Below are 17,817 nucleotides of genomic sequence, written 5' to 3' on the forward strand. Positions count from 1 at the left end.
ATGGCTGTGCCGCTGCGACTGCTGCTCACCACCGACACGGTCGGTGGCGTGTGGCAGTACAGCATCGATCTTGCCGGCGCGCTGGCTGAACACGGCGTCGAAACGGTGCTGGTCCAGCTTGGGCCCGCGCCCAACGATGCGCAGCGGGCAGAGGCGCAGGCCATCCCCAAGGTCACGTTCCTGGAGACGGGACTGCCGCTCGATTGGCTGAGCAACGGCCCTGCCCCGGTGCTTGCGGCGGGCGCGGAGATCGGCGGCCTGGCACGGCTGCACGGCGTCGATCTCGTGCAGCTCAACATGCCCACGCTGGGAGCTTCGGCGGATCCCGGCGTGCCGGTGCTGGCGGTGACCCATGGCTGCGTCTCCACCTGGTGGCAACACGGCCGGCCGGGCTTGCCGCTCGACCCGAGCTTCGCCTGGCACCGGGCGCTGACCGAACAAGGCCTGCGCGCGGCCGATCGGGTCGTCGCTCCGTCTGCCGGTTATGCCCAGGTCGTGCAGGACTATTACGGCCTGCCCGTCCCGCCGACGGTGGTGCACAACGGCCGCGCCCCGCTGGTGACGCCCCAGCACGAACCCGCGCAGGACTGCGTGCTGACCGTCGGTAGGCTGTGGGATTCGGTAAAGGGCGCCGAATTGCTGGACATGGTGGCGGGGCAACTCTCGGTGCCCTTCCATGCCGCCGGTGCCGCGACCGGCCCCCACGGCGAAACCGTTCGGCTGGAGAACCTGCATCTGCTCGGCCAGCTGGACAGTGCAGCACTCGCCAAGCGCCTCGCCGCCCGCCCGGTCTTCGTTTCCGCCGCCTGTTTCGAGCCGTTCGGACTTGCCGTGCTCGAAGCAGCGGCTGCCGGATGCGCGCTGGTGCTGGCCGACATCCCCGTCTTTCGCGAGCTGTGGGAAGGCGCCGCCCTGTTCGTGCCGCCCCGCGACGCCATCGCCTACCACGCAGCCATCGAGCAGCTGATCGGTGATCTCGCTTTGCGCCGCAGCCTGGGCGACGGCGCTGCCGAGCGCGCGCGCCGCTACACGCCCACCCGCATGGCCGACGCCATGCTCCCCCTCTACCGCCAGCTCCTCGCCGAGCGCGCGCCCGCCGGAAAGGTCGCGGCATGAAGATCGTCTATTTTACCCATTCGCTCGCCTCGTGCTGGAACCATGGCAATGCCCATTTCCTGCGCGGCGTGCTCAGCGAGCTGATCGCGCGCGGCCATGACGTGAAGGTCTGGGAGCCGGAGGACGCCTGGAGCCTCACCAACCTGCTCGCCGATCATGGCCAGGCTGGTCTGGCGCCCTATCGCGACGCCTATCCCGAACTGAATTCCCACACCTATACGCCGATGTGCACGCCGGCGGAGATGATCGGAGACGCCGATCTGGTGATCGTTCACGAATGGAATGATCCCAAGCTGGTTTCCCGCATTGGCCATGCGCGGGCGATGGGTGGCAAGTTCACCCTGTTGTTCCACGACACCCACCACCGCGCCGTCAGCGAGCCTGCCGCGATGCAGGCCTATGACCTCAACGATTACGACGGCGTGCTCGCCTTCGGGCAGACGCTGGCCGAGGTCTATCGCGGCTGGGGCTGGGGCAATCGCGTCTGGGTGTGGCACGAGGCCGCCGATCTGCGGCGCTTCCAGCCGCCCGCGCGGGAGGGCATGCGCGAGGGCCTGGTCTGGATCGGAAACTGGGGCGATGGCGAGCGCACCGAGGAGCTCGAGCGCTTCCTGTTCCAGCCCGCCGCCGAGGCCCGCCTGCCGCTCGACATCTTCGGCGTCCGCTACCCGGACGAGGCCAAGGCGATGCTCGCCCGGCACGGCGCGCGCTATCATGGCTGGGCGCCCAATGCCCGCGCGCCGGAGATCTTCGCCCGACACCTCGCGACCGTGCACGTGCCGCGGCGCTATTATGCGACGATCCTGCCGGGCATCCCCACGATCCGCGTGTTCGAGGCGCTGGCCTGCGGCATCCCGCTGGTCTCCGCCCCCTGGGACGATGCCGAGCACCTGTTCCGCCCCGGCACCGACTATCTGGTCGCGCGCGACGGTGCGGAGATGACCCGCCACCTTACCGCGCTTCGTGACGATCCCGACCTCCGCGCCTCGCTGGTCGCCAACGGCCTGGAGACGATCCGCACCCGCCACAGCTGCGCGCACCGCGTCGACGAACTGCTCGCCATCGTTGCAGGCCTGAAATCTCCCCTCCCGCTTGCGGGAGGGGTTGGGGGAGGGACTGACGTGGGGGCTCTATCCCGCACGTCGCCGCACGCCCAGCCGCTCTCCCCTCCCCCGACCCCTCCCGCGAGCGGGAGGGGAGCGCAGACGATTAGCGCCGGACACCTCAATACCAAGGACGCCGCATGAAGATCGCATTCTACGGATCCAGCCTGCTCTCCTCCTACTGGAACGGCGCCGCGACCTATTATCGCGGCATCCTCAAGGCATTGGCCGCCCGCGGTTACGACATCACCTTCTACGAACCGGACGCGTTCGAGCGCCAGCAGCACCGCGATATCGATCCGCCGTCCTGGGCCAAGGTCGTGGTCTATCCGGCGAGCGACGAGGGTCTACGCAGCGTCCTTGCCGAGGCCCACAAGGCCGATGTGGTGGTGAAGGCCAGCGGCGTCGGCGTGTTCGATCGCGAGCTGATCGAAGCGATGCGCACCGCGCCGCGCCCCGATGCGCTCCGCATCTTCTGGGATGTCGATGCCGCCGCCACGCTCGACGAGATGCGCGGTGATCCCGCCCATCCCGTCCGCGCCACGCTCCCCGACATCGACCTGGTCCTCACCTATGGCGGCGGGCCGCCGGTAATCGACGCCTATACCGCGATGGGCGCGCGCGAGTGCATCCCGGTGTACAATGCGCTCGACCCCGAGACGCACCACCCCGCCCCCGCCGATCCGCGCTTCACCGCCGACCTCGCGCTGCTCGCCAACCGGCTGCCCGATCGCGAGGCGCGGATCGAGGAGTTCTTCCTCCGCGCCGCTGCGCTCGCGCCCGATCGCCGCTTCCTGCTCGGCGGCAATGGCTGGCACGACAAGGACATGCCGGGGAACGTCCGCGCGATCGGCCATGTCGGTACCGCCGACCACAATGCCTTCAACTGCACGCCGCAGGCGGTGCTCAACGTCGCCCGCGATTCGATGGCGGCTATCGGCTTCTCCCCCGCTACCCGCGTGTTCGAGGCCGCTGGCGCCGCTGCCTGCCTGATCACCGATGCGTGGGAAGGGATCGAGCTGTTCCTCAAGCCCGATGCCGAAGTGCTGGTCGCCCGCGACGGGCAGGACGTGGCCGAGCATCTCGCCGCGCTCACCCCCGAACGCGCCCGCGCCATCGGCCAAGCCGCCAAGGCCCGCGTGCTTGCCGAGCACAGCTACGACCTCCGCGGCGCGCAGGTCGACGCGATCCTCAAGTCCCACAAGCCCCGCGAAAGGAAAGCGGCATGAAGCTGATCGTCCTCGGCCTCAGCCTCGGCTCCTCCTGGGGCAATGGCCATGCCACCACCTTCCGCGCCCTGCTCCGCGCGTTCTCCGCACGGGGACATGACGTGCTGTTCCTGGAGCGCGAGGTGCCCTGGTACGCCGGCGCGCACCGCGATCTGGTCGATCCCGATTTCTGCCGGCTCGAATATTACCGCACGCTCGCGGATCTCGACGCCTGGCGCGATGCGATCGCGGAGGCCGATGCGGTAATCGTCGGCTCCTATGTGCCGGACGGTGTGGAGGTCGGCGCGTTCGTCCAGGGCACCGCGAAGGGCGTTACTGCCTTTTACGACATCGACACGCCGGTCACCCTCGCCAAGCTGGCGCGCGGCGAGTTCGAGTATCTCACCCAGGCGCTGATCCCCGGCTACGACGTCTATCTCAGCTTCACCGGGGGCCCGACGCTCGACCGGATCGAACGCGAGCTCGGCAGCCCCACCGCCCGCGCGCTCTATTGCTCGGTCGACACCGACGCCTATCGCCCGCTCGATGTCGCCAAGCGGTGGGATCTCACCTATCTCGGCACCTACAGCCCCGATCGCCAGCCGACGCTGGAGAAGCTGCTGCTCGAACCCGCGCGCCGCTGCCCGGAGAAGCGCTTCGCCGTCGCAGGCCCGCAATATCCGGACGAGATCGACTGGCCGGCCAATGTCGAGCGGATCGAGCATCTCCCGCCGGCCGAGCATCCCGGCTTCTATTCCGCCTCGCGGATGACGCTGAACGTCACCCGCGCCGACATGATAGCGGCCGGCTGGTCGCCCTCGGTGCGGCTGTTCGAGGCGGCGGCGTGCGGCACGCCGATCCTGTCGGATCGCTGGGAAGGCATTGAGAGCCTGTTCGTTCCCGGCGACGAGATCCTGCTCGCCGACACCACCCAGGACGCGATCGCCGCTCTGAACCGCGATGCCGAAGCGATCGGCACGGCCGCGCGCCGCCGCCTGTTCGAAGGCCATGACGCGGCGCACCGCGCCGCCGAGCTCGAAGCCCATCTCAACGAAGCAAGAGCGCGGCCTCGCGGCACGCGCCCCGAGAGGAATGCCCCGATGAACACCGATACTGAGAAGTCGCTGATCCTGGTCGCCGGGGGCGCGGGCTTTATCGGCTCGCACCTCTGCGCCGAGCTGCTCGACCGCGGCGAGCAGGTGGTTTGCCTCGACAGCCTCCAGACCTCGAACCTGTCCAACCTGCGCGGGCTGGAGGGCCGCCCCGGCTTCGAATTCGTCCGCGGCGACATTGTCGACGAACTGCCGGCAACCATCCTGGAACGTGCGCATCGCTTCAAGCAAATCTACAACCTCGCCTGCGCCGCCTCGCCGCCGCAATATCAGGTCGATCCCGAGCATACGATGCTAACCAACGTGGTTGGTACCGATCGCCTGCTGCGGCTCGCCTCCGAGGCAGGTGCACGGTTCCTGCTAACCTCCACCTCGGAGGTCTATGGCGATCCGGAGATGCATCCGCAGCGCGAGGAGTATCGCGGCTGGGTAAGCTGCACCGGCCCGCGCGCCTGCTATGACGAAGGCAAGCGCGCCGCCGAGGCGCTGACCTATGATTTCTGCCGCAGCGGAAGGGCGGAAGTGCGGGTGGCGCGGATCTTCAACACCTATGGCCCGCACATGCACTTCGACGATGGGCGCGTCGTCTCGAACCTGATCGTCCAAGCACTTTCCGGCAAGCCGCTCACGCTCTACGGTGACGGGAGCCAGACCCGAAGCTTCTGCTATGTTTCGGACCTGGTACGGGGCCTTATCCTGCTAATGAATAGCGATATCACCGGTATGGAGCCGATAAATCTCGGTAATCCCCATGAAATCACGGTCGAAGCGCTGGCGGAGATTATCGCAAGCTTCACCGGCAGCAGCGCTGCTATTGAATATCATCCGCTACCCACGGATGATCCTCGTCGGCGCAAACCCGATATCGCGCGTGCGCTCGCACTGCTCGGCTGGGAACCGCGCGTTTCGTTGGCAGAGGGGCTCGAGCGGACCTGCGCCTGGTTCGCGCAGGCAATGGACGTGCCCCTTCCGCAGACCGCGGCTCTCGAAGTAGCCGCCGAATAAAATCAATGGGTTCCGCGTTTATCGTGCATCCGCCCTGCCCCTAAGGCCGTAGTTCCTTTCGCCAGTTTGCGGCGGATATATGGAAACGCCGCGCCCCACCCTGCCGCGCGCCCTCGGGACGCGGCACCGGCGCGGCCTTATGCCTGGCGAGAGGAACGATATCGGGTGACGCAGCCGCACACACGCCTTGCAGTTGACCACCGACCCGTCCAGCGAGGTTTCGACTGCAATGCGCCCGCAAAGGCACTGAGCCCGACCGCTACACCCGAAGCGGTGCTTGCGACGCTGCACGCGCTGGTCGACGGCCACTATGCCGGACTCCCTTGCGAGGACGCGGCGGCCGCCGAGGCTCGCGCGCACCATGCTGGTCGGAACGATGCGTTGCAGAGCGCGGCGGCGATCGGGATCGCGGGCGATGCCGCCGACCTGGAACTGCTGGTTCGCGACGCGCTGCGCCCCTTTCAGTTCGGCGAGACGCCTGGCATTGCCATCGCCGGCCCCGGCGTATTGATTCGACCGGCAGCCGCGCAACTGCTGACGCTCGTGCTCCACGAACTCACCACCAACGCGATCAAGTTTGGCGCCCTGGGGTACGCGGTGCCCCGCCAGACGCTCCAGGTCGGATGGAAGTACACGGCGCGCGGCGTCGTTGTCGAATGGAGAGAGCGTGGCGTCGCCATTCTGGGACCCGCAGAAAGGCCGCGGATGGGCTTCGGAAGACAATTGATCGAGCATGTCGTTGCTGCTTATTGCGGCACCCAGCCGAGCTTCCGCTTACTTCCCGGTGGGGTGGAATGCACGATGACCATGCCCGCGCAAGCAGTGGTTTACTGATCCTTGTTAGCAAGTTTGTCCTGAACCTTGCGCGCGATCCGCGCGTTGCCAAAGATTATGCTTACTGCCTCATCTCAGGCGGCGGACGCTTCTGCGTCCAGCCGACTTGGCGCGCTTGCATCGCTCAGCGATGCCGAGCGTCGTGCCCTCCGGCAGGCGGCGGAGTTTCCCCAGCGGGTTCGAGCGACACGCGACGTGATCCTGGCAGGGCAGCGAACGCCGGGACCGCTGCTCGTCCTCGACGGCTGGTTGGGGCGCGTGCAGTTGTTCAGCGACGGTCGACGCCAGATCCTCAGCTTCCTGCTGCCGGGGGACGTCATTCAGGATGCTCATACCTTCCAGCCCGTGGCGCCAAGCACGATCACGGCGCTGTGCGATGCGGTCCTGTGCCCTGCGCCGCCGGCAGAAGAGGAAGGACTGCGCGAAGCCTATGCCGCCAGCGCCGCGCTCGACGAGATCCATCTGCTGCGTCAGATCGCCCGGCTCGGCCGGATGAGCGCCTATGAACGCATTCAGGACTGGCTGTCCGAAGCCCATGAGCGGCTGTCGCTCGCCGGCCGTGCGGGTCCGGAAAGCTTCCCGATGCCGCTGACCCAGGAAATGCTGGCCGACGCGCTTGGCCTCACCAGCGTGCATGTGAACCGTACGCTCCAGGCGATGCGGCGCGATGGTGTGCTCGAATGGCGAGGGGGCGCCGTTCGCCTCCGCCAAACCGGGACAAGCATGGTTCCGCGCGGGCGCCCGCTGCCGGAAAGCGCGATCCCCGCGCTCCGCAAGGCGCTGCTCGCCGGGTAGCTCAGCCGCGAAGCGACCCGACCGCCGCCGACGGCATCTGCGGGGCCATGGCACGCACGCGCCGCTCATATTCATCGGCGAGCCGGAAATGGGCGAGCGCGGCCGCATTGTCCTCGCAAATGGACGCGATGGCCAGTTCGGCACGCGCGCGACGCTGGAAATAGCTGCGATCATCGGGACTTGGCATGGACAGCACTCCGTTGCTCAGGAGGAAGCTACACCTACTTTGATGCTGCGCGCCTTCGTGTAGATCAGGACAACGCCGGACAAGCGGCGCTTCTGGAGTCGACGCGCGCACGATCGGGCGGCTAAAGGCGCCCCCCATGACCGCCGCTGCCCTGCCCCGCCTTACCCGCTGCGACCGCGCCTGGGTGGACGATGCCGTCCGCACCATCGATGCCGAGTTCAACCGCTCCGCCGACACCCATCTAGTCCGCGTCGAGCTGCCGGGCGCACCGGGCATCACGCTGTACCTGAAGGACGAATCGAGCCACCCGACCGGCAGCCTCAAGCACCGGCTCGGCCGATCGCTGTTCCTCTACGCGCTGTGCAACGGCTGGATCGGCCCCAAGACGACGATCGTCGAGGCCTCGAGCGGCTCGACTGCAGTCTCCGAGGCCTATTTCGCCAGGATGATCGGCCTGCCCTTCGTTGCGGTACTGCCGCGCGGCACCTCGCCCGAGAAGATCGAGGCGATCGAATTCCATGGCGGCCGCTGCCATGAAGTGGCCGATCCCCGCTCGGTCCGCGCCGAGGCACAGCGGCTCGCCACCGAATTGGGCGGCCATTTCATGGACCAGTTCACCTATGCCGAGCGCGCGACCGACTGGCGCGGCAACAACAATATCGCCCAGTCGATCTTCGAGCAGATGGCGCAGGAAGCGCATCCGATTCCCACCCACATCGTCTGCGGTGCGGGCACCGGCGGCACCTCGGCCACGATCGGCCGCTATCTGCGCTATCGCCGGCTGGTGACACGGCTGTGCGTCGCCGATCCCGAGGCGTCGGTGTTCCACCGCCACTATGTCGACCGCGGCATCACCACCGTCGACGGCGCGCCGTCCTGCGTGGAGGGCATCGGCCGGCTCCAGCTCGAACCCTCCTTCCTGCCCGACGTGATCGACCGGATGATCACCGTGCCCGACGCGGCGAGCCTCGCGGGCGCGCTACGGATCAGCCGGGTGCTCGGGCGGCCGTGTGGCGTTTCGACCGGCACCAACATCTGGGCCTGCGCGACGCTGATCCGCGAGATGCGCGCGGCGGGCCAGACGGGCTCGATCGTCACGCTGCTGTGCGACGACGGCCGCCGCTATGGCTCCACCTGCTTCGATGCGGGGTGGCGCGCGGCGCATGGCTACGAGACCGACACGCACGATCGGGCACTGGACGATCTTTTCCTGCCGGCTACCTGAAAACCGTCATCAATTCGTCATCGCGCTGCTGCACCCGCCCGCAGATATTATTTGGTGGCATGGGAGTTGGGGTCGCAATGACGAACGGGGGCACGACGCGGCGGCGGTTCCTGGCAGCGGGCGCGCAGGCGGCGGTAGCTTCGGCGCTGCCCGCTTCGATCGCACGGGCGGCGTCGATCCCGGCGGACGTGCGCAGCGGCACCATCGCCGATGTCGCGCATGTCGTGATCCTGATGCAGGAGAATCGCAGCTTCGACCATTATTTTGGCACGCTGAAGGGCGTGCGTGGCTTCGGCAATCCGCTGACGGTGCCGCTGCCGGGCGGGCGCAGCGTGTTCGCGCAGGAAGCCGCCGATGGCCGGCTGGTCGCGCCCTTCCATCTCTCCACCAAGGAGCATTTCGAGCTGATGCGGGTGGCGAGCACGCCGCATAGCTGGCCCGACGCGCAGGCCGCCTGGGACCAGGGGCGCATGCAGCGCTGGGCCGCCGCCAAGACCGAGCGCGCGATGGGCTATTTCACCCGCGAGGACCTCGAATTCCAGTTCGCGCTCGCCGAGAGTTTCACGATCTGCGACGCCTATCACTGCGCGGTCCATACCGGCACCAATACCAACCGCTTGTTCCTGTGGACCGGCACCAACGATCCCAGCGGCACGATGGGCGGCCCGTCGATCGGCAACTCGCACGACGAGCTCGCGATCAAGGGCGGCCACCCCGATTCCTATCGCTGGACCACCTATCCCGAACGGCTGCAGGCGGCCGGGATCGACTGGCGCATCTACCAGGACATGGCGGACAATTTCACCGACAACCCCCTGGTCGGCTTCGCCGCCTATCGCGAGGCGCAGCCAGGCTCCCCGCTGCACGATCGCGCGCTGACCACCCACGGGCTGGACCAGCTCCGTGCCGACGTCCTCGCCGGCAAGTTGCCGCAGGTCTCGTGGATCATCGCCGATGCCAAGGGCAGCGAGCACCCCGCCCCCTCCAGCCCTGCGCAGGGTGCGGCGTACACGGCGGCGGTGATCGATGCGCTGACCGCCAGCCCGGAGGTCTGGGCGCGAACGGTGCTGATCGTCAATTTCGACGAGAATGATGGCTTCTTCGACCACGTCCCCCCGCCCGGGCCGCCGTCGCGCGATCCTTCGGTGGTCGGCGGCTTCCTCGGTGCCTCGCAAATCGACACGTCCAACGACTATCACCAGATCCCCAGCGTCGCCGACGACAAAGCCGAACGGCCCGAGCTGATTGGCCGGCCCTATGGCCTGGGCCCGCGCGTGCCCTGCTATGTCGTCTCGCCGTGGAGCCGCGGCGGCTGGGTGAACTCGCAAGTCTTTGATCACACCTCGGTCATCCGCTTTCTCGAAACGCGTTTCGGCGTGCAGGAACCCAATATCTCCGCCTGGAGACGTGCGATCTGCGGCGACCTGACCAGCGCCTTCGACTTCCGCAGCCCCAACCGCAAGATCGGGCCGGTGCTGCCCGATCCGCGCGACCTCGCCACCCGTGCCGCCGCGCTGCCCAGCCAGCCCGAGCCGAGCGCGCCGGCGGCGGCTGGCCAGACTCCGGCGCAGGAGCCCGGCATCCGCCGCGCCCGCGCCCTGCCCTATGTGCTGGAGGTAAGCGAAGCCGGCCTCGATTCGAATCGGATCGCGCTGCGCTTCGAGTGCCCCGGGGTGCCCGCGGTGGTGCATGTCTATGACCGGCTGCACCTCGACGCCGTGCCGCGTCGCTACACGCTGAAGCAGGGCGGCACGATCGAAGCGGAGTGGCCGCTCGACTCCGAGGGGCGCTACGACCTCTGGCTGCTGGGCCCGAACGGCTTCCACCGCCATTTCGCCGGCCAGGGTACTGCCCATGCCGGGATGGTGCGCTGGCAGCAGCGCCGCGGCACGGCGCCGTCGCTGCTGATCAATGCAGCGGAGGGACTCTCGTCGGAATGGCCGCGCCATCCGCAACTTCGCCCCGTTGGCGCCGGCGAATCGAAGGTAGCGCTAACGGTTACCGGTGGCTGGTACGACCTCGTGCTCACGGATCCCGCTGACCCCGGTTACCGTCGTCGCCTCGCCGGAAGGATCGAAAATGGCAGCGATGGTTGGTCCGAACCTCCATTTACCAATGTTAAGGTTTCCCAAATCGATTAGGACGCGATACTGTCAGCGCTGACAGAAGAATGCGTTGGGGGGCGGGACAGTTGAAGTCAGTGGGCTTGGTCGAGCTGGCGAAGATCGCAGGCGTGTCGGTTTCGACTGCCTCCAGGGCGCTTTCCAACCATCCCCGCGTAGCGCGCGGTACCCGCGAGCGCATCGTCGCGCTCGCGCAGGAACATGGTTTTCGTCTCAACCAGACCGCCAGTGCGCTGCGCAAGCAACGGACCGGTGCGATCGGGGTGGTGGTGCCGCTGGGTCACGAGGTCGACCAAGCGCTGTCCGATCCGTTCTTCATGGGCCTGCTGGGCGGGTTGGCCGACGCGCTGACCAAGCGCGGCTACGACCTGTTCCTGTCGCGCGTGGTGCCAAGCGGGCCGCGCTGGCTGGACGACATCATCGCCTCGGGTCGAGTCGACGGCATCATCCTGATCGGCCAGTCGGACCAGCTCGACGCAATCGAGCGCGTCGCCGGCAGCTATGAACGCATGGTGGTGTGGGGTGCCGCGCGCCTGGGCTCGAACCAGATCACCGTCGGCACCGACAATGTCACCGGGGGTGAACTCGCCGCGCGCCACCTGATCGCACGGGGGTGCAAGAACCTCGCCTTTCTCGGCAATCCCGAGGCGCCGGAATTCTCCGATCGCCACAAGGGCTTCCGTGCGGCCATTGCCGAGGCGCATGGCGTGAGCGACACGGTGGTGCCGATCCATCTGACGATGGAAGACGCCTATCGCGAGATGACCGCGTATCTCGCCGCCAACCCGGCACCGGACGGCATCCTCGCCGCCTCCGACGTGATCGCGATGAGCGCGATGCGCGCGCTCGCCGATCGCGGGCTGCGGGTGCCCGAGGACGTGGCGGTGATCGGCTATGACGACATCCTGCTCGCCGGCTATACCTCGCCCGCCCTCACCACCATTCGCCAGGACGTGGTCTACGGCGCCAATCTGCTGGTCGAGCTGCTGCTGGCGCGGATCGCCGGGCAGAATGTCGGCTCGGTGGCGATGTTGCCCGAACTGATCGTCCGCAATTCTGCCTAGGCTGCGTCGGTCACGGCAGCACGCACCAGCAGCTGGTGGAGCGCCGCGGCGATCGTACGGGCGTCGAACGGCTTCTCGATCACGGTGACCGAATCGAGCCCGATCGGCAGGTGATCCCGGCCGTAGCCGCTGACGAACAGGAACGGGATGTCGCGCGCGACCAGCGCCGCCGCGACATCGTCGACCAGCGCGCCCTGGAGATTGCCGTCTAGCAGCACGGCATCGATTGCCGTGTCGGCGATCGCCGCCATCGCATCGCTCGCCGTGGCGACGACGCCCGCCACCACCATGCCGGCATCGTGAAGGATCGTCGCGAGTTCGAGCGCGACCAGCGGCTCGTCCTCGACGATCAGCACCCGTTTGCCGACCAGCGCCGCGCCGCCGCCGGCAGGCAGCACCGGCATCGCCCTGCGGGCAGCGCGCGGCTCCTCCCGCAATCGCACCGCGCTGGCATAGGGGATCGAGAGCTTCCAGGCGACGCCGCCCTCGCCATAGCTGGGCACCGCGCTGCCGCCCTCGGCCTTCAGGCTGCGTTCGATCAGCGCGGTGCCGAAGCCGCGCCGCGCCGGCGGTGCCGCAGCAGGGCCGCCATTCTCCTTCCAGTCGAGCTCGAGCATGCCGCCACGCACGCCCCAATGCAGTGCCACCCGCCCCTCGGGCACCGACAGTGCACCATATTTGTGTGCGTTGGTCGCAAGTTCGTGGAGCACGAGCGCGAGATGCAGCGCCGGCTCGGGCGCCAGCTCGACCAGCGGTCCACCGGTATCAAACCGTTCCGGATCGATCGTGCCAGTCTGCAGCTGCCCTTCGACCAGTTCCTGCAGGCTCGCGCCCTGCCAGGTAGTGCTGCTGAGCAGCGAATGCGCCCGCGCCAGCGCATGGATGCGGCCGATGAAGGTCGGCGCGAAGTCCGACGCCCCGGAGGAATGGCGCAGCGTCTGGGTCGCGATCGCCTGCACCGAAGCCAGCGTGTTCTTCACCCGATGGTTGAGCTCGCCGATCAGCAGCCGCTGCGTTTCCTCCGCACGTACCCGGTCGGTGACGTCGAGGATCTGGGTGTTGACCGAGAGCAGCGATCCATCCACCCCCAGCAAGGCCGAGCCATAGACTTCGCAGTCGAGCGTCACGCCCACGGCGGTGCGCATGCGCAGCGGCCGCATGTCGCGGACATGCTCGCCGGCGATCATGCCGCCGATCATCGTGTCGAACCGTGCAGCGTGTTCGGCATCCAGCCATTCGAGTTCGGACGGGCGCAGGCCGGAAACCTCGACCGCGCGCCAACCGAACATCCGCTCGGCACCCGCCGACCAGGCGATGATCCGCTGCTCGGCATCGAATTCCACGATCGCCAGCGGCGAATTGTCGCGATGCGCCTTCAGCCGGGCAAGCGCCGCGGCATGGCGGTCGCGCTGGCGGGCAATCTCCTGCCGCTGCGCCGCCAGCTCGACGAAGATCTCCACCTTGTTGCGCACGATCTGCGGATCGACCGGCTTGAGCAGATAATCCACCGCCCCGGTCTCATAGCCGTGGAATCGGCGGCGCTCGTCGGTGGCGACCGCGGTGAGGAAGATGATCGGCACGCGGCGGGTGCGCTCGGTGCCGCGCATCAGCTCGGCCAATTCGAACCCGTCCATGCCGGGCATCTGGACGTCGAGCAGCGCCAGCGCGACATCGTGCACCAGCAGCAGTTCCAGCGCCTCCATGCCCGAGGCGGCGGTGAGCAGTTCCAGCCCCTCCTGCTCCGCCAGCAATGCCTGCAGCGCAATCAGGTTTTCGGGCACGTCGTCGACGGCGAGAACCTTCACCGGATCACGCATCGGCCATCGTCCGCAGCCCGACATTGGTGCGCCGGTAGAGGCGCTCGCCCGCGTCGAAATCGGCGAAGGCCTCGGCATGGCGCGAGAAGCGCAGCGTCTCGCGCGCCCCGAGCCCCAGGAAGCCGCCGCGCACCAGCGAGTCCCCGAACAGGCCGAGCGCACGGTCCTGCAGGTCGCGATCGAAATAGATCAGCACGTTGCGGCTCGACACGAGATGCGCCTCGGCAAACACCTGGTCGGTGGCGAGGCTATGTTCCGCGAAGACGGCGCGGGCGCGGAGACTCTTGTCGAACACCGCGCCACCATAGGCCGCCGTGTAGTAATCGGAAAGCGAACTATGTCCGCCAGATAGCCGGTGATTCTCAGTGAATTGGGGAATCCGCGCGAGATCGAAAACCCCCGCCTCGGCCTTGGCCAGCGCTGCCGGGCTGATGTCGGTGCAGTAGAAGATCGTGCGGTCCTCCAGCCCCTCCTCGCGGAAGAGGATGGCGAGCGAGTAGAATTCCTCGCCATTGGCGCAGCCCGCAATCCAAATCTTGAGAGAGGGCCAGGTGCGCAGATGCGGCACCACCTTCTCGCGCAGCGCGCGGAAATAGCTGGGATCGCGGAACATCTCGCTCACCTGGATGGTGAGGAAGCCCATCAGCTCGGCGAACACCGCCGGTTCGCGCAGCAGCCGGTGTTGGAGCTGCGAGAAGCCCTCGCAGCCGAAGCGCTGGCACGCCCGCTCCATCCGCTTGTGCAGCGAGCTGCGCGAATAGCCGCGAAAGTCATACTGATACTGCCGCCAAATCGCTTCGAGCAGCAGGTCCAGCTCAATCTCCTCGTGCGCCGGAACGATGTCGTCGATCACCGCGGCATCCACACCCGCACCAGACTGAGCAGCTTGTCGATGTCGAGCGGCTTGGCGAGATAATCGTTGGCGCCGGCGTCGAGGCATTCCTGCTGGTCGCGCGTCATTGCCTTGGCGGTAAGCATCAGGATCGGCAGCGTCTTGCCCCAGGGCTGCTTGCGGATCTCGCGCGTGGCGGTCAGGCCGTCCATCTCGGGCATCATCACGTCCATCAGCACGAGATCGACCGGATCGGTGAGATGGCGCGCGGATTCGTCAAGCGCGTGCAGCGCCTCGCGGCCGTTGCGGGCGATGCGGACCTTGACCCCATGGGGCTCGAAAATGCTCGTCAGCGCATAAACGTTCCGGATGTCGTCCTCGACCACCAGGATCGAACGCCCTTCCAGCGCGGCGTCACGGCCCAGCGCCTTGGCGATCAACGCCTGCTGCGGCTCGGGCAGCTCGGAGACGACCTGGTGGAGGAACAGGGTCACCTCGTCGAGCAGCCGCTCGGGCGACTTGGCGCCCTTGACGATGATCGACTTGGAATATTTGCGAAGCCGCAGCTCTTCGTCCTGGCTGAGATCGCGGCCGGTATAGACGATCACCGGCGGGAAGCCGACGCTGTCATCCTCGCTCAGCCGATCGAGCAGGTCGAGCCCCGAGGCATCGGGCAGATTGAGATCGAGCACCATGCAGTCGAACGTCTCCTGGCCGAGCCGCTCGAAGGTCTCCGCGGCGGAGTGCGCCTGCACCGTCTCCACCTCGCGGGAGGCGAGCAGCGCCTTGACGCTCTCCGCTTGCTGCGCATCGTCCTCTACCACCAGCACGCGGCGCATCCGCTGCGACATGCGGGCTTCCAGCCCCTCCAGCATGTCGACCAGTTGCTCGCGTTTCACCGGCTTGAACAGATAGCCGACCGCGCCGCTCGACAGCGCCGCCTGGCTGTCGTCGTCCACCGAGACGACGTGCACGGGGATATGCCGGGTGCGCACGTCGCGCTTGATGCGATCGAGCACCGACAGGCCGGTATGGTCCGGCAGGTTCATGTCGAGGATCACCGCGTTCGGCACGTACTGGCGCGCCAGCAGCGCCCCCTCGTCCGCCGTGCCCGCGATCAGGCACTGGAAGCCGAGGTCATGGGCGATCTCGCACAGGATGCGCGCGAAGACGGGATCGTCCTCGACGATCAGGATCACCCGGGAATCGCCCGACAGCTTTTCGCGATCGTCCTCGCACGGCTCGGCGCTGCGGCGGCGGCCGGGCTTGGGGTTGGACGGCTGCGGCTTGACCGGCGCAGGACTGGGGCTCGGCGCGGGCACCGGCGCCTGGACCAGCGCAGGATCATAGGCCTCGGGCAGCACCAGCGCAAAGGCACTGCCCTCGCCCGGCGTGCTTTCGACCATCACTTCGCCGCCGAGCAGCCGCGCCAGCTCGCGCGAGATCGACAGGCCGAGGCCGGTACCGCCATATTTGCGGCTGACCGTCCCGTCCGCCTGGCGGAAGGCCTCGAAGATCACCTGCTGCTGCTCGGCCGGGATGCCGACACCGGTATCGCGCACCGTGAAGGCAACCCGCCCGTCCGGCCGCCGCGACACGCCGAGCGCCACTTCGCCTTTCGCCGTGAACTTGATCGCGTTGGACAGGAAGTTCTTGAGCACCTGCTCCAGCCGCTGCGGATCCGTCTCGATCTCGCCCGGCGCATCGGGCCCCTGCTCGATGCGGAAGGCCAGCCCCTTGCTGGTCGCCGAGGCGCCGAACACCGCCTTGAGCTTGTCCAGCACCGGCGTGATCCGGACGCGGCGCGGCTGGAGCTCCAGCTTGCCGGCCTCGATCTTCGAAATGTCGAGAATGTCGTTGATCAGCGTGAGCAGGTCGTTGCCCGAGGTCTCGATCGTCTCGGCGTGGCGGACCTGCTCCGCGCTGAGATTGCCCGCGCGATTCTCCGCCAGCAGCCGTGCCATGATCAACAGCGAGTTGAGCGGGGTGCGCAGCTCGTGGCTCATATTGGCGAGGAATTCGGACTTGTAGCGGCTCGCCTGCTCCAGATCGGCGGCCTGCTGCTCCAGCGAGCCCTGCGCGCGGGCGAGCTCGTCGCGCTGCAGCTCCAGCGCGCGGGTCTGCGCCTCGAGCTCGGCATTGCTCTGCTCGAGCGCGGACTGCTGCGCCTCCAGCCGGGCGGCGGTGTCCTGCAGCTGGCGGCTCTGCGTCTCCAGCTCGTCATTGTTGGTGCGCAGCTCCTCGCTCTGCACCTGCAGCTCCTCGGCCTGCTTCTGCGTCTCCTCGAGCAGCGCGCGCAGCCGGGCGCGGTACTTGCCCGAGCGGATCGATACGCCGAGCTGTCCGCTGATCCGCTCCAGCAGCGCCTGCACCTGCGAGTCGATGGCGCCGGGGAAGCCGAGTTCGAGCACGCCGTTGATCTCGCCATCGGCTTCGGTGACACCGATTACCAAGGTGCGCGGCTGCGCCTGGCCAAGGCCGGATCCATAATAGAGGTAGCCTTCGGGTACCTGCTCCAGCACAAACTGGCGACGATCGGCGATCGCCTGGCCGAGCAGGCCCTCGCCCGGCTTTACCCATTCGGGCAGCGGGGCGTCGGCGGGCACGGCATAGGTGCCGCGACGGCGGAAGCCGGCGCCGCTGGGATCACGGACGAAGATCGCGCCGGCCTGCGCGCCGCTATAGTCGGCGAGGAAGCGCAGCGCGGCGGTGGCGAGCTCGTCTAGCGGCAGCTCGCCGGCGACCGCTTTGGCGAGCCCGACCTGGCCGGATTGCAGCCATTCCTCGCGCCGGATCGCCAGCCGGTTGCGGACGAAGGCGAAACCAATACCCGCGAGAATCCAGATGATCGCGGTGCCGAGGATGCGGTTGACCAGCACCACCTGCGGGTCGACCCCCGGCGGGGCGAGCGTGAAGCCGGCGAAGTTGAGCAGGGTGGCCAGCGCGGCGACGACCAACGGCACCACCGGGCGCCTCGCGACATAGGCGATCACTGTCGGCAGCAGATAGCCCGCCCAGGTCGCAGTGCCGAGCGGCAGCACGGTGTCGGCGCCGAACGGCAGCACCAGCAGGGCGGCGAGACCCGCATATAGGGGGAGCGAGGGCTTTCGGCTGCGCTGGCTGGGCGACATATGAAATCTCAAAGGGATAGGAGGGGAAGAAGGTACCCGGCTTTGCCCCGCCGCTGCAACCCCGCCCTCCCAGATCCTCCCCTGGAAGGGGAGGTGGCGCGCGCAGCGCGACGGAGGGGTGTCAACGCCTACATGTCTGGCATCACTGCAGCGGGTACACCCCTCCACCACCGCCTCCGCCGGCGGTCCCCCTCCCCTTGCAGGGGAGGATCGATATTCCCTGAACCATCCCCTTCCCCATCGGTTACCCCGAACACTTCAGGAG

The 17,817-nt window shown here is 67.7% G+C and carries 13 protein-coding genes; 9 read left to right on the top strand and 4 right to left on the bottom strand.

Features of this window, described 5'->3' with window-relative positions:
* From BM009_RS02255 to BM009_RS02285, 6 genes are all read left to right on the top strand, one after another.
* A complete protein-coding gene (locus BM009_RS02255) occupies positions 1-1,116 on the top strand; it encodes a glycosyltransferase family 4 protein (RefSeq protein WP_093293327.1) in 1,116 nt (371 codons plus the stop codon).
* Positions 1,113-2,363, top strand: a complete 1,251-nt coding sequence (locus BM009_RS02260; protein WP_254772113.1) for a CgeB family protein — start codon at positions 1,113-1,115, stop codon at positions 2,361-2,363. Before BM009_RS02255 ends, BM009_RS02260 begins: the two co-directional genes overlap by 4 nt.
* Complete coding sequence (locus tag BM009_RS02265) at positions 2,360-3,448, top strand: CgeB family protein (RefSeq protein WP_093293329.1); 1,089 nt, start codon at positions 2,360-2,362, stop codon at positions 3,446-3,448. Before BM009_RS02260 ends, BM009_RS02265 begins: the two co-directional genes overlap by 4 nt.
* Positions 3,445-5,544, top strand: coding sequence for a bifunctional glycosyltransferase/UDP-glucuronate decarboxylase (locus BM009_RS23205; protein WP_368085916.1), 2,100 nt, complete (start codon positions 3,445-3,447; stop codon positions 5,542-5,544). The genes BM009_RS02265 and BM009_RS23205 overlap by 4 nt, the downstream gene beginning before the upstream one ends.
* A gap of 165 nt (positions 5,545-5,709) precedes the next feature.
* Positions 5,710-6,378, top strand: a complete 669-nt coding sequence (locus BM009_RS02280; RefSeq protein WP_175487864.1) for a sensor histidine kinase family protein — start codon at positions 5,710-5,712, stop codon at positions 6,376-6,378.
* A gap of 57 nt (positions 6,379-6,435) precedes the next feature.
* Entirely contained in the window at positions 6,436-7,173 is a 738-nt protein-coding gene (locus tag BM009_RS02285) for a Crp/Fnr family transcriptional regulator (protein WP_093293333.1), read from the top strand.
* Position 7,174: 1 nt separating this feature from the next.
* On the opposite strand, the gene BM009_RS02290 is transcribed toward BM009_RS02285, so the two are convergent.
* Positions 7,175-7,360: a hypothetical protein gene (locus tag BM009_RS02290; RefSeq protein WP_093293335.1), complete on the bottom strand. Its 186-nt coding sequence runs from the start codon at positions 7,358-7,360 to the stop codon at positions 7,175-7,177.
* Positions 7,361-7,496: 136 nt separating this feature from the next.
* Between BM009_RS02290 and BM009_RS02295 the strand changes: the two genes are divergently transcribed.
* The 3 genes from BM009_RS02295 (at position 7,497) to BM009_RS02305 (ending at position 11,772) form a co-directional block, all read left to right on the top strand.
* On the top strand, positions 7,497-8,585 hold the full coding sequence (locus BM009_RS02295; protein WP_093293337.1) for a PLP-dependent cysteine synthase family protein: 1,089 nt from the start codon (positions 7,497-7,499) through the stop codon (positions 8,583-8,585).
* 77 nt (positions 8,586-8,662) lie between these two features.
* Complete coding sequence (locus BM009_RS02300; protein ID WP_093293339.1) at positions 8,663-10,726, top strand: phosphocholine-specific phospholipase C; 2,064 nt, start codon at positions 8,663-8,665, stop codon at positions 10,724-10,726.
* Between the two features lie 59 nt (positions 10,727-10,785).
* The gene (locus tag BM009_RS02305) at positions 10,786-11,772 is read left to right on the top strand and encodes a LacI family DNA-binding transcriptional regulator (protein ID WP_254772166.1); all 987 of its coding nucleotides are present in this window, start codon (positions 10,786-10,788) and stop codon (positions 11,770-11,772) included.
* On the opposite strand, the gene BM009_RS02310 is transcribed toward BM009_RS02305, so the two are convergent.
* The 3 genes from BM009_RS02310 to BM009_RS02320 are packed head-to-tail and all read right to left on the bottom strand — an operon-like array spanning position 11,769 to position 17,552.
* Positions 11,769-13,589, bottom strand: a complete 1,821-nt coding sequence (locus tag BM009_RS02310) for a response regulator (RefSeq protein ID WP_093293343.1) — start codon at positions 13,587-13,589, stop codon at positions 11,769-11,771. The two genes, BM009_RS02305 and BM009_RS02310, sit on opposite strands and share 4 nt — an antisense overlap.
* Positions 13,582-14,454: a CheR family methyltransferase gene (locus BM009_RS02315; RefSeq protein ID WP_093293345.1), complete on the bottom strand. Its 873-nt coding sequence runs from the start codon at positions 14,452-14,454 to the stop codon at positions 13,582-13,584. The genes BM009_RS02310 and BM009_RS02315 overlap by 8 nt, the downstream gene beginning before the upstream one ends.
* Positions 14,439-17,552 (bottom strand): response regulator, encoded by a 3,114-nt coding sequence (locus BM009_RS02320; protein WP_093293347.1) that lies wholly within the window; start codon positions 17,550-17,552, stop codon positions 14,439-14,441. The genes BM009_RS02315 and BM009_RS02320 overlap by 16 nt, the downstream gene beginning before the upstream one ends.
* Between the last annotated feature and the right edge of the window lie 265 nt (positions 17,553-17,817).

The organism is Sphingomonas sp. NFR04 (assembly GCF_900114095.1).
GTDB lineage: Bacteria > Pseudomonadota > Alphaproteobacteria > Sphingomonadales > Sphingomonadaceae > Sphingomonas.